The organism is Streptomyces yunnanensis (assembly GCF_029011865.1).
GTDB classification, from domain to species: Bacteria; Actinomycetota; Actinomycetes; order Streptomycetales; family Streptomycetaceae; genus Streptomyces; species Streptomyces yunnanensis.
The window spans coordinates 4,944,499-4,956,258 of sequence record NZ_CP095749.1; the positions used below are offsets into that span (position 1 = coordinate 4,944,499).

Sequence of the window (11,760 nt, forward strand, 5' to 3'; positions counted from 1 at the left end):
ATGTCCGGGCTGTGACCGGCAGACGCGAGGGGGACGAGGACATGGCACGACCACCACGTAGGGGGGCGGTGGCGCGGGCGGTGGGGGTACCCCCTGCCCGAACCGGGGCGAGAGCCTGGGGGCGGGCGCTGCTGGCCCTGGCCGCCGCGGTGCTCCCGGTCGCGGCGGCGCTTCCGGCCACGGCGGCCCCGCGGGTGGCGCCGGCCGCCGACGGCAGCGGACTGGTGATGGTCCTCGACTCCTCCGGCTCGATGGCCGGGAGCGACGGGGCCGGCAGCACCCGCATCGCCGACGCCCGCCGGGCCGTCGGCACACTCGTGGACGGCCTGCCCGAGGGCTATCCCACCGGCCTGCGGGTCTACGGCGCGGACAAGCCCAAGGGGTGTGACGACACCCGGCTCGCCCAGCCCGTCGCCCCGTTGGACCGGGACGGCCTCAAGAAGGCCGTGGCGGGCGTGCGTCCCAAGGGCGACACCCCCATCGGGCTCTCCCTGACCAAGGCCGCCCAGGACCTTCCCAAGCCGGCCGCCGGTGGCGTCGGCAAGCGCACCATCGTGCTGATCTCCGACGGCGCGGACACCTGCCACACCCCGTCGCCGTGCCAGATCGCCTCCCAACTCGCCACGTCCGGCGGCGATCTGCACATCGACGTCGTCGGCTTCCAGGTGGCCGGCAGCGCCCGCGCCCAGTTGGAGTGCATCGCCAAGTCCGGCAACGGCCAGTACTACGACGCCCCCGACGCCCGGTCGCTCAGCCGCCAGCTCCAGCGCGCCGGCCAACTCTCCGCGAGCGGCTACCGGTTCCAGGGCAAGCAGGTCCGCGGCACCGACGACCGGACGGGCGCACCGGTCGTCGCCCCCGGGCAGTACCTGGACAGCATCGGGCCCAACGAGAAGCGGTACTACGCCGTCGATCTGGACGCCGCCTCGGCGGCCGACTTCTCGGCCACCGTGGTGCCACCGTCCGGGGCGGCGATCGACTACCTCGACACCCTGCGCACCCAGATCGTCCGGGACAAGGACGGCAGTTGCGAGTCCTCCACCGCCCTGTTCGGGCAGCGGGAGGGCGCCACGCCGCTGACCTCGGGCGTCAGCCGCATCCCGACGCAGAGCGGCACCGGCACCTGCGACAGGGCGGGCCGGTACTGGCTGGTCGTCGAGCGCCATGCGGACACCGGCTCGGACGCCGCGCACTGGCCGATGGAGCTGATGTTTCACGTGGAACATCCGTTGGCGAAGGGCACCACCCCCGCACAGTCGTCCCCGGAGTACGGTGCGGGCGGCAAGAACGCCGAGCTGCCCACCACGGCGCCCAAGGACGTCACCGGCGGTACCGGATTCAACGACGCCAGCCCGTTGGGCCCGGGCGTCTGGCGGGACCAGATCCTCCCGGCGCAGACGCTCTGGTACAAGGTGCCGGTCAGCTGGGGCCAACAGCTCCGCTACGACGTGGAGTTCGCCAACGAACCGCGCTCCGAGGGCAGCTCCCACACCTCGTTCGGCAGCACCCAGGTCTACACGCCGTTCCGGGCCCCGGTCGGCAGCGGAACCGGCGTCTTCAATCCACAGGTGCCCTACAACGGGCGGTCGGCCTCGCTGAGCATGGGGACGGTGCCGGTCTCCTGGACCAACCGCTACGAGACCCACCCCAACGTCATCCCCGTCCACGCCAAGGGCGACTTCTACATCGCGGTGACGCTCGGCGCCAGGGCCGCCCAGGTCGCACAGGACCCGCGGATCGGCGTGGTGCTGCGGGTCGCCGTCCTGGGACGGGCCAAGGCCGGGCCGGAGGCCGGTGCCGCGGCGATCAAGGGGCAGGCGCCCGACGGCGATTCGGGCCCCAGCACCGACAGTGCGACCGGCAGCGGCGGCTGGTCCGGGCTGCGGGTCGCCGGGGTCTCCGTGGGCGTGGTGGGCGTCCTGATGCTGGCCGGGCTGGGCACGGCGTACGCCCGGGCCCGCCGGAAGCCGGTGCCGGGCGACGCACGGTGAGCGCACGCCCAACGGGACGGCGGCGCTCGCCGTCCTGGCGGCGCTGACCGCGCCGGCCCTCCTGCCGGGCGCGGTGGGCCCGGGCGGGCGCAGGTCAGCCGGCGAGCAGCGACCACACCCCGATCGCGATGCACAGCAGCGCCACGATCAGGACCGGGATCGCGACCTTCGGGGGCGGTCCCGGTTTCCGTACCGGCCCGGCCCGGGGAGGCACCGCCGGCACCCCGACGCCTCCGGTCGGCGGATGCTGCCCCGGCAGCGGCGGCTGTCCGGCGGTGTACGGGCGGGTCGCGGACGGCTCCGGGCGTGCCGCGGCCGTCGGCTCGTACCGCGGCATCGGGGCCGGGGCCGGGGCCGGGGCGGCCGGCGCCGGCGGCGGGGTCCGGGGCGGGGTGGTCGGCGGGGCCGGGACGGTGCCGCGCGGCGGGGTGCTCGGCGGTGGGGCGGTCGGCGGAGCGAAGGGCGGCGGGGTGCTCGGCAGGGGCGGGACGGACGGCTCCGGCGGCGCGAGGTGGAAGCTCCCGGTGCCCGACAGGGGCGCCGGGACGGCGTCCGTGCCCTGCCCCCCGGTGGTCCCGGCGGTCCCGGCGGTTCCCGTGGCCCCGGCGGCGGCCACGCCGGTGCGCCCGGTGGTGTCCCCGCCCGGCGCGCCGCGCAGCGGCCCGTCCGGACCGAACCCCGACGGCAGCGGCCCGATGTGGTCGAAGACCTCGACGACCTCGTCCTCCAGCGTCACCTCCGGCAGCAGATCGGCCGCCGCCAGCAACGCCTTCCGGGCCCCCGTCGCGGTCCTGAACCGGGCGTCCGGATCCGGGTGCAGCAGCGACGCCAGCACCTGCCACAGCGGCTCCGGCACGTCCTCGGGCGCGTTCGGTACGCCGCCGTGGTCCATGAACCGCCGGACCAGCGCCTCGGTGTCCGGCTTGGCGCCGGTGATCAGGCTCAGCGCGACCAGCCCGGCCGCGAACAGGTCCGCGGGGAAGTCCGGCTCGGAACCCAGCATCTGCTCCGGCGCGAAGTAACCCGGCGTCCCCACCACGTAGTTGGTCTCGGTCAGTCGCGGCTCGCCCTTGCGCATCGCGATGCCGAAGTCGGAGAGCCGCAGATGCGGCCGGCCGGTGCCGGTGGCCTCCAACAGGATGTTGGCCGGCTTGATGTCCCGGTGCACCACGCCCTCGGCGTGCACGGCGGTCAGCCCGGCCAGCAGCTGGTCCATCAGCGCACACACCATCCGCGGCGGCAACGGGCCGTAGTCACCGATCAGATGGGCCAGCGAGCCGCCGTGCACCAGATCCATGGTGAACAGCACCTTGTCGTCGTCCGCCGCCCAGCTCGCCGGGGCCAGTACGTGCGGATGGTCGATCCGCAGCGCCTGCTCGCGGACGAAGCGCAGCAGCGTGTGCGCATCGCTCTGCTGCAGCACTTTGGCCGCCACATAGCGGCGGCGCCGGTGGTCCCAGGCGCGCCAGACCGCGCCCACCCCGCCCCGACCGATCGGGTCCACGAGCTCGTACCGACCGGCGAAGATCTCACCCATTGCGCCCCGTCCGCTGCTGGATCCGACTCCCTGCGGCCAACTCGCCTGCGGCCGACCGCGCTTGGCCCTAGCTCTGGTGCGACTCGTAGTGGGCGACCGCGTCGGCGGTGCGACCGGCACCGTAGACCCGGAGGAACTCTGCCAGTTCGGGGTGGGTGGCGGCGAGGCTGTTCGCCGCGTCGATGATCTCGCCGGCGTCGGAGACCGACCGCAGTAGCGACTGGATCTCCCGCACCACCCGGCGCACGGTGGTGGCGCCCGTCGACGACGTGTTCTGGGTGGTGTTGTTCAGCACCGACCCGCCCGCCGTCTTCTTGATCTCCTCCATCCGGTCGGTGGCCTCGGCGGCGCTGACCCGACCGTCCGCGACCTGACCGGCCAACTCCTGCAGCGCCTGCACCCGCTGCACCACGGCCGGGTTGCCTATCTTCGCGCGCTGCCCGCTCATCAGCTGGGACAGCATCGGCGCGGACAGACCGAGCACCGCGGCCAGCCGGGCCTGGTTCAGCCCGAGGTCGTCGATGAGACGGCGGAACAGCGCGCCCAGAGGTTCTCCGTACCAACTGCGCTGGAGCTCCCGGGCCCGCGCGGTGGCTTCCTGCTGTGCTGCATCCATGCCGTCTCCCCTGTATCCCCGATCGCGCTTCGCTGCCGCGAATCTCGCGAAGCATCCTACGGAGAGCGACGGTGCGCGGCGATACCCGGTCGGGAAAGCACCCCGACACCGGGTACCCTGTTCGGCGAAGGGGCCTTAGCTCAGTTGGTAGAGCGCTGTCTTTGCATGGCAGATGTCAGGGGTTCGACTCCCCTAGGCTCCACCCCCAAACCCCTCTGACCTGTGGGAACGCAGCCGGAGGGGTCTTTTTGTGCGCCGCTGAGGGCGGGGCCGGGCCGTCGCGGCGGCCCGGCCGTCACCGCCGGCCCGTGGCGCCCGCGCGGAAGATCAGCAGGACCGCCGCGAGCCCGGCGACGACGAGCACCAGGCCCGCGTCCCGCGGCCCGCCCAGGGTGCCCAGGACCGCCACGCCCAACGCCGAGCCGGCCTGCCGGATCCCGTTCAGGGCGCCCTGCGCGGTGGCGGCCAGCTCGGCCGGCGCCTCGACGGCCATCGCGGCGGCGGCACCCGGGATGGAGAGGGTGCCCGCGGCGGCCAGCGCCAGCTCGGCCACCACCAGCAGGGGGAGCGGCGGCCGGCCGCCGGCGAGCAGCAGCAGCCCGCCGGCCAGCGCGGTGGCCGCCATCCCGGCCAGCAGCACCGGACGGGCGCCGTGCCGGGCCACCAGCCGTCCGGTGAAGAACGGCATCACGCACACCGGGAAGGTGAGCGGCAGGGAGGCCAGCCCGGCGGCGAGCGGCGAGAGCGCGTAGGTGCGCTGCAGCCACAGGGCGAGCAGGTACATCCCGCCGAAGTAGGCGAAGCAGGACACCGCGGCGGCCAGCATGGCGGCCCGTACCCGGGGGAGTACGAGCAGCGCCGGCGGCAGCACGGGCGCCGCGACCCGGCCTTCCACGGCGGCCAGCGCGACGAAGGCGACCACCGCGGCCGCCAGCGGTCCCCAGGCGGACGGCGCGGACCAGCCCTCGATGCCGGCCTGGACCAGTCCGAAGGTGAGCGCGCCGAGCGCGCCGGTGGACAGCAGCAGCCCGGACCGGTCCAGGGCACGCGGCGCGGCGCCGGCGGCCCGCGGAGCCGGCGCCGGGAGCCGGCGGGCGAGCAGCAGCGCGGCCAGCGCGATCGGCGGGTTCACCAGGAACACCAGCCGCCAGCCGCCGAGTTCGACCAGACCGCCGCCCAACACCGGGCCGGCCGCCGCGCCCAGCCCGCTCAGCGCGGCCCAGGCGCCGATCGCCCGGGTGCGCCGCGCGGGGTCGGGATAGAGCGCGATGAGCAGCGCCAGCGAGGCCGGCACCAGCCCGGCGCCGGCCGCACCCAGCAGCGCCCGCCCGGCGATCAGCGCGCCGGCACCGGGCGCCGCGGCACAGAGCACGGACAGCACGGCGAAGCCGATCAACGCCCCGACGTACATCCGGCGCGCACCCCACCGGTCGGCGAACACCCCGGCGGCGAGCAGCAGTCCGGCGAAGACCACGGTGTAGGCGTCGACCGCCCAGGGCAGCGCGGCGGCGGCCGGGTGCAGCGCACGCCGCAGGTCGGGGAGGGCGACGTTGAGGATGGTGGTGTCGAGGAGGACGAGCAGATTGCCGGCGGCGATGCCGGCGAACGCGAGCCGGGAGCGGGCGGGTGCCGGTGCGAGGGCGCCGGTGGCCGGCGCGCGGGTGTCGGTGGTCATGGCAGCACGGTCACCCCGGACCGGCCCGGCCCGCGACGCCGCACTTCCGATATCCCCATCGGAAACCTCGATGGCCGGTGGCATCCTTGCGGGGTGGACTCCCGCTACCTCCGCGCCTTCGTCGCCGTCGTCGAGCACGGCGGAATCTCCGCCGCCGCCCAGGAGTTGGGCTACGCCCAGTCCAGCGTGAGCGCCCAGCTCAAACGCCTGGAGGCGGAGCTGGACGCGACGGTCCTGGTGCGGGCCGGCACCGGCGCCACGCTCACCGACGCCGGACGGCGCCTGCTGCCGCACGCCCGCGAGGCGCTGGAACTGGACGAGCGGATGCGCCGGGCCGCCCGCGGCGAACGCCCCCGACTGCGCATCGGCGCCCAGGAGTCGCTGGCGCACGCCTGGATGCCGGAGGTGCTGGCGGCCCTGGAGTACGGCGCGGCCGGGCCGGGTACCAGCACCGAGGTCGAGCTGACGGTCGGCAACCGCGACCGGGTGCAACGGGCCTTCGGCGCGGGCGAAGTGGACGTGGTGTTCCAGTACGACAACGGGCAGCGGGCGGTCGGTCCGCACGCCGTCGTCGGCCATGACCGCACGGTCCTGGTGGCGGGCCCCGGCCACCCGCTGGCCCGGCAGGAGCGGGTGACGCCGGATCGCCTCCTGGACTGCCCGTTCCTCGTCGCCGAGCGGGGCTGCACCTCCGAGATGCTGGTGGACCACCTGGGCCGGGACCTGCTCGCCGGGGCGCACACCGCTACGGTCACCGGCTCGCTGTCGGCGCTGCTCCGGCTGACCGCCCACGGCCAGGGCGTCTCGCTGCTGCCGGCGCTGGCCGTCGCCCGGGAGCCGGAGGGCGACCTGGTCGCCCTCCGGCTCGTCGAGCCGCTCCGCCCGGTCAGCATCATCGCCCAGTGGCACCCCCGCCTCGGCCTCGCCGAACGGCCCCTGCAGGCCCTCCTGGCCCTGGCCCGGCGGGCCGACCCGCTGGCCGGGCAGGGGAGCCGGACCGAGGTGTCCTGACCGGCCGCCCACCGGGCCTGCGCCGGCACCCGCCGACGGGCCCCGCCCCGCACCAGTGCGCGGCCCGTCGACGGGTGCGAAAGGGGGTCAGGCGGTGCCGCCGCCACGCCGTTCGTCGGAGTCGGACTCGGCCTGCTTGGCCTGGACCTCGGGGTCGAGCGAGGTGCCCTGACTGCCGTCCACGGCGCTCAGGTGGCCGCGGTCGCCGACCTCGGTGGGCGCCGGCGGCTCGACCAGCCAGTCCGGGTTGGCCTGCTTGTCCCACCACTTCCAGGCGGCGACCGCACCGGCCACCACCAGGCCCAGCAGGGCCAGCCGCTTGGCGGCCTTGCCGCAGGCCGCCCGGCGGCACTGCTTCCGGTGCAGCTTCTCGACCTCCGCCGCCGTCACCTCCCCGCGGAGCGCGGCCAGCGCCACGGCACCCCGGGCCAACGCCTCCTCGCGCACCGGCTCGGCCGCCGCCCGCGCGGTGACCATCGCGGTCTCCAACCGCGGGGCGGTGTAGTCGGCGGCCTGGCGGGCCGCCTGACGGGTGCGGACGGCGGCCCGGGTCGCCACCGCGTCCACCTTGGGCGGCAGCGCGCCGCGGGCGTGCTCGATCCGCGGCTGCAGGTGGGTGTCGTACTGGGACCGGGCCTGCTGGGCCGCCTCGGCGACCTTGGGAGCCAGCCGGGTGCGCGCCTCGTGCGAGTAGTGGACGGCGGCGTCCTTGGCCGTACCGGCATAGGGAGCCACCACCTCCGCTGCGTGCCGCACGCTGTCCTTGGCCGTGTGGGTCGCGGCGCGCACGCTGTCCTTGCGGGTCACGGGGATCCTCCTCCTCGGTGGGGTTCCTGGTCTGGGGGCTGCTCCCCCACCTGTGCTGTGTCGCCTGTCCACCCGATTGACGAGCATGCCCGCTCGCTGTCCGCACGGCATGTGCGAGCGGGCATCCGGGTCATTGGGGACTTTCCGGAGTCTTGTGACGACCATGCCACGCAGCGTTGCATCCTGCGCGGGAAATCAGTGCGAACCCCGTCAAGTGGTGGCGGCCCGGCGCCCGGCGGTCGTTCATGACAGGATCGGTGACCGTCCGCGAAGACTATGGAAGGTAGATCGTGGCTGAGCAGCTCTACGCCACCCTGAAGACGAACCAGGGCGACATCGAACTCCGGCTTCTGCCGAACCACGCCCCCAAGACGGTCAAGAACTTCGTCGAGCTCGCCAACGGCGAGCGGGAGTGGATCGACCCGAACACCGGTCAGAAGACCACCGCCCGTCTCTACGACGGCACCGTCTTCCACCGCGTGATCAGCGGCTTCATGCTGCAGGGCGGTGACCCGCTGGGCAACGGCACCGGCGGCCCCGGCTACAAGTTCGCCGACGAGTGCCACCCCGACCTGGCGTTCACCAAGCCGTACCTGCTGGCCATGGCCAACGCCGGCCCGGGCACCAACGGCTCGCAGTTCTTCATCACCGTGGCCCCGACGGCCTGGCTGACCGGCAAGCACACCATCTTCGGCGAGGTCACCAACGAGGCCAGCAAGAAGGTCGTCGACGCCATCGCCGAGACCCAGACCAACCCGCGCACCGACCGTCCCGTGCAGGACGTCGTCATCGAGTCGGTGGTGATCGAGACCCGCTGACCCGGGTCTTGCGCCCCGGACCGATCCGGGGAACCATCGCGCCCCGTCCAGTCGTAGATGATAGGGACGGGGCGCGAAGCTCGTTGTGGGGCGGTGGCCGGGCGACGGGTCGGCGGGACGCGAAGCTTGTTGTGGGGCGATGGCTGGGGGCGGGGTGCGCCCGCGTCCCGGCGAGAACGAGGACTTTAGGGGACCGATGGACCAGCCAGGCAGCCCGCAGGAGCCGCAGCAGGCGCACGGCCACGACGGCCTGCCAGGCTGCCACCGCCACCCGGACCGCCCGACCGGCATCCGCTGCACCCGGTGCGACCGGCCGATCTGCCCCGAGTGCATGATCAGTGCGTCGGTCGGCTTCCAGTGCCCGGAGTGCGTCCGCACCGGCGGCGGCAGCGGCCCGGCGCCGCAGGCCAGCGCGCCGCGCACGATAGCGGGCGGCACCCTCACCGCCGACCCCCGGCTGATCACCAAGATCCTCCTGGGCCTGAACGTCGCCGTCTTCGTCGCGGTGCTCGTGGCCCAACAGGCCGGTACCGACCTGGTCAACCGGCTCGATCTGATCGGCCTGGCCATCGATCCCAGCCGCTATCAGCTGGTCGGCGTCGCCCACGGTGAGTGGTACCGCCTGCTGACCGCGGTCTTCCTGCACCAGCAGATCGCCCACATCGCCTTCAACCTGCTGTCGCTGTGGTGGCTGGGCCCGCCGCTGGAGGCGGCCCTCGGCCGGCTCCGCTTCACCGCGCTCTACCTGCTCTCCGGCCTGGGCGGCAGCGCCCTGTCCTTCCTCATGGCCGCCCAGAACCAGCCCTCGCTGGGGGCGTCCGGCGCGATCTTCGGGCTGCTGGGCGCCACCGCCGTGCTGATGCGGCGGCTGCGGTACGACATGAAGCCGGTCCTGATCCTGCTCGCCCTCAACCTGGCCTTCACGTTCCTGTGGCCGAACATCGCCTGGCAGGCGCACGTCGGCGGACTGGTCGTGGGCGCCGCGGTGGCGTTCGGGATGGTGCACGCGCCGCGGGACCGCCGGACGCTGGTGCACGTCGGGACGTGCGTGGTCGCCCTGCTCGCGATCGTCGCGGTGGTGTGGGTACGGACCCTTCAGCTGGTGGGTTGAGGCCCCGCGGGGCCACGTTGTCCACAGTCCGTGAAGGATCTTGTGCATGCTGTGCGGAAGCCGGCCCCGACACCCCGCAGAATGGCGTTTCCGCAGGAAGGGGCGGGGGCGGGGGCCGGCATCGGGAGGTACCGCCGGTCACACCGGCGTCAACCTCCCGAGGGTTATCCACAGATCTTCTGAAGTTTTCCCCGGCTGTGGATAACTGTGTGGATGGCCTTGGGCAGGGCTTGCGCTATCCCCAGGAGGGGCGCGCTACTTCCACTGCGTGGAGACGCCGAAGCCCACCGCGATGAAGCCGAAGCCACACACGATGTTCCAGTTGCCCATCGCCTTGATCGGCAGATCGCCCTCGGATACGTAGAACAGCACGATCCAGGCGAGCCCGATCACGAACATCGCCAACATCAGCGGCGCGACCCAGCCACGACCTGAATTCATCTTCAGGCTGGTGGTCTTCGCCGGCGGCGGCGTGAAGTCGTCCTTCTTGCGGATCCGTGACTTCGGCACGAGGAACTCTCCTGTCGATGTGCTGCTCCCCCACTCCCGACGGTGAGCGGGTGGTCTCCCCGCCGCACGGGAGCGGTACGGGTCGGGAGCCAGGGTACGGACACGAGGGGAACGGGTTTCCTTCCCAGGCGTCCGTTAGCGTAGTGCTTCCGCGGCGTCGTAAGGAGTAAGGGTACGTTGAGCACTTCCGCCGGCTCCCCCGGGCGCCCTCCACGTCTCCGGCTGCGGCCCGTCCGACTCCTCACCCTCCTCGTCTTCGCGCTCGCCGGCCTGATGTTCTGGCTGAGCTTCGACACCGCCCGCGGCACCAACCTCCGCTCGGACGACTCGATGCTGCGGCTGTCCGACCTCATCCAGGAACGCAGCCACAAAAACGGCGCCCAGGACGAGCGCAACGCCGGCCTCCGCGCCGAGGTCGACGCCCTCGCCCGCCGCGACACCAGCACCTCCGCCACGGAAGAGGCCAGGCTCAAGGGCCTGGAGCAGAGCGCCGGCACCAAGCCGCTGTCCGGCCAGGGCCTGACCGTCACCCTCACCGACGCCCCGCCGAACGCCACCGCCAAGATCCCCGGCATCCCCGAACCCCAGCCCAACGACCTGGTCATCCACCAACAGGACCTCCAGGCCGTGGTCAATGCCCTGTGGAACGGCGGCGCCAAGGGCATCAAGGTCATGGACCAGCGGCTGATCTCCACCAGCGCGGTGCGCTGCGTCGGCAACACCCTGATCCTCCAGGGCCGGGTCTACTCCCCGCCCTACAAGATCACCGCGGTCGGCGACCGGGACGCCCTCAACCAGGCGCTGACCGCGTCTCCCGCCATCCAGAACTACCTCCAGTACGTCAACGCCTACGGCCTCGGCTGGAAAGTCGACCAGCACGAGGCGGTGACTCTTCCCGGCTACTCCGGCACAGTGGATCTCCACTACGCACAGCCTGTGAAGCCGTAGCCCGCAGGCCGCGGGCCGGCGGGGAGGGGCGGCCCGATGACGACGCGGTGGATCGTACGGACGGCCAGCGAAATCTGCCTCACCGCCGGCACACTGATCGTCCTCTTCGTCGTCTACCTCCTCTACTGGACCGGCGTCCGGGCGGACAGCGCGATGGACAGCGAGATCGGCCGGCTCCAGGACCAGTGGTCCACCGGCCCGGTCGCCGCCGGCGCCCCCGCGCCCACGCCCACCGCCCCGCCCCGCCGCTACGAGCCCGGCCGCTCCTTCGCCGTCATGTACATCCCCCGCTTCGGGCCGGACTGGGCCAAGCCCGTCCTGGAAGGCACCGCAACCGACGTCCTCCAACGCGGCCTGGGCCACTACGACCGCACCGCCCGGCTCGGCGCCACCGGCAACTTCGCCGTGGCCGGCCACCGCCGCACCTACGGCGACCCCTTCAAGGACTTCCCCCGGCTGCGCCCCGGGGACGCCGTGGTCCTCACCGACGGCGCCACCTGGTTCACCTACCGCATCGACAACCGGCCCTACACGACCCTGCCCACCGACATCGGCGTCATCGACCCGGTGCCGCGGAAGTCCGGCTTCACCGGCCCCGGCCGCTATCTCACCCTCACCACCTGCGAACCGGAGTGGGGCCACAGCCACCGGCTGATCGCCTGGGCACACCTCGATTCCACCCAACCCGTCACACAAGGAAGGCCATCGGCTTTGACCGGCTGACCCACGTGCGCAC

General features: G+C 73.4%; 11 protein-coding genes and 1 tRNA gene. 7 read left to right on the forward strand and 5 right to left on the reverse strand.

The genetic code is table 11. From position 1 onward, the window contains the following. Positions 1-80 precede the first annotated feature (80 nt). The gene (locus tag MOV08_RS21465) at positions 81-1,991 is read left to right on the forward strand and encodes a vWA domain-containing protein (RefSeq protein ID WP_275308567.1); all 1,911 of its coding nucleotides are present in this window, start codon (positions 81-83) and stop codon (positions 1,989-1,991) included. A 94-nt stretch (positions 1,992-2,085) separates the two neighbouring features. Here MOV08_RS21465 and MOV08_RS21470 read toward each other — a convergent pair whose 3' ends face one another. Both MOV08_RS21470 and MOV08_RS21475 read right to left on the reverse strand, forming a co-directional pair. Further along, the gene (locus MOV08_RS21470; protein ID WP_275308568.1) at positions 2,086-3,528 is read right to left on the reverse strand and encodes a serine/threonine-protein kinase; all 1,443 of its coding nucleotides are present in this window, start codon (positions 3,526-3,528) and stop codon (positions 2,086-2,088) included. Between the two features lie 67 nt (positions 3,529-3,595). After that, positions 3,596-4,144: a helix-turn-helix domain-containing protein gene (locus MOV08_RS21475; protein WP_039634751.1), complete on the reverse strand. Its 549-nt coding sequence runs from the start codon at positions 4,142-4,144 to the stop codon at positions 3,596-3,598. A gap of 129 nt (positions 4,145-4,273) precedes the next feature. Here MOV08_RS21475 and MOV08_RS21480 point away from each other — a divergent pair. Beyond that, a tRNA-Ala gene (locus tag MOV08_RS21480) sits at positions 4,274-4,346 on the forward strand. Positions 4,347-4,439: 93 nt separating this feature from the next. Here MOV08_RS21480 and MOV08_RS21485 read toward each other — a convergent pair. Further along, the gene (locus tag MOV08_RS21485; protein WP_039634753.1) at positions 4,440-5,819 is read right to left on the reverse strand and encodes an MFS transporter; all 1,380 of its coding nucleotides are present in this window, start codon (positions 5,817-5,819) and stop codon (positions 4,440-4,442) included. Positions 5,820-5,912: 93 nt separating this feature from the next. Here MOV08_RS21485 and MOV08_RS21490 point away from each other — a divergent pair, with 93 nt between their 5' ends. Continuing rightward, complete coding sequence (locus MOV08_RS21490; protein ID WP_275308569.1) at positions 5,913-6,830, forward strand: LysR family transcriptional regulator; 918 nt, start codon at positions 5,913-5,915, stop codon at positions 6,828-6,830. A gap of 87 nt (positions 6,831-6,917) precedes the next feature. Here the strand turns inward: MOV08_RS21490 and MOV08_RS21495 are convergent, their stop codons facing one another. Beyond that, the gene (locus MOV08_RS21495) at positions 6,918-7,637 is read right to left on the reverse strand and encodes a DUF5324 family protein (RefSeq protein WP_275308570.1); all 720 of its coding nucleotides are present in this window, start codon (positions 7,635-7,637) and stop codon (positions 6,918-6,920) included. A 290-nt stretch (positions 7,638-7,927) separates the two neighbouring features. On the opposite strand from MOV08_RS21495, the gene MOV08_RS21500 reads away from it, so the two are divergent. Continuing rightward, a complete protein-coding gene (locus MOV08_RS21500; RefSeq protein ID WP_275308571.1) occupies positions 7,928-8,455 on the forward strand; it encodes a peptidylprolyl isomerase in 528 nt (175 codons plus the stop codon). 196 nt (positions 8,456-8,651) lie between these two features. Then, on the forward strand, positions 8,652-9,566 hold the full coding sequence (locus MOV08_RS21505) for a rhomboid family intramembrane serine protease (protein ID WP_039634761.1): 915 nt from the start codon (positions 8,652-8,654) through the stop codon (positions 9,564-9,566). Positions 9,567-9,821: 255 nt separating this feature from the next. Here MOV08_RS21505 and crgA read toward each other — a convergent pair whose 3' ends face one another. Continuing rightward, positions 9,822-10,076: a cell division protein CrgA gene (crgA, locus tag MOV08_RS21510; protein ID WP_039634763.1), complete on the reverse strand. Its 255-nt coding sequence runs from the start codon at positions 10,074-10,076 to the stop codon at positions 9,822-9,824. A 177-nt stretch (positions 10,077-10,253) separates the two neighbouring features. Between crgA and MOV08_RS21515 the strand changes: the two genes are divergently transcribed. Both MOV08_RS21515 and MOV08_RS21520 read left to right on the forward strand, forming a co-directional pair. Next, positions 10,254-11,024, forward strand: a complete 771-nt coding sequence (locus MOV08_RS21515) for a DUF881 domain-containing protein (RefSeq protein WP_039634765.1) — start codon at positions 10,254-10,256, stop codon at positions 11,022-11,024. 36 nt (positions 11,025-11,060) lie between these two features. Beyond that, positions 11,061-11,747, forward strand: a complete 687-nt coding sequence (locus tag MOV08_RS21520; RefSeq protein ID WP_275308572.1) for a class E sortase — start codon at positions 11,061-11,063, stop codon at positions 11,745-11,747. Positions 11,748-11,760: the final 13 nt, after the last annotated feature.

Bases quoted from the DNA above. Each gene is read 5' to 3' on its own strand.
- MOV08_RS21470 (WP_275308568.1), bottom strand. From the start codon at position 3,528: ATGGGTGAGATCTTCGCCGGTCGGTACGAGCTCGTGGACCCGATCGGT.
- MOV08_RS21505 (WP_039634761.1), top strand. From the start codon at position 8,652: ATGGACCAGCCAGGCAGCCCGCAGGAGCCGCAGCAGGCGCACGGCCAC.
- MOV08_RS21520 (WP_275308572.1), top strand. From the start codon at position 11,061: ATGACGACGCGGTGGATCGTACGGACGGCCAGCGAAATCTGCCTCACC.
- MOV08_RS21475 (WP_039634751.1), bottom strand. From the start codon at position 4,144: ATGGATGCAGCACAGCAGGAAGCCACCGCGCGGGCCCGGGAGCTCCAG.
- MOV08_RS21485 (WP_039634753.1), bottom strand. From the start codon at position 5,819: ATGACCACCGACACCCGCGCGCCGGCCACCGGCGCCCTCGCACCGGCA.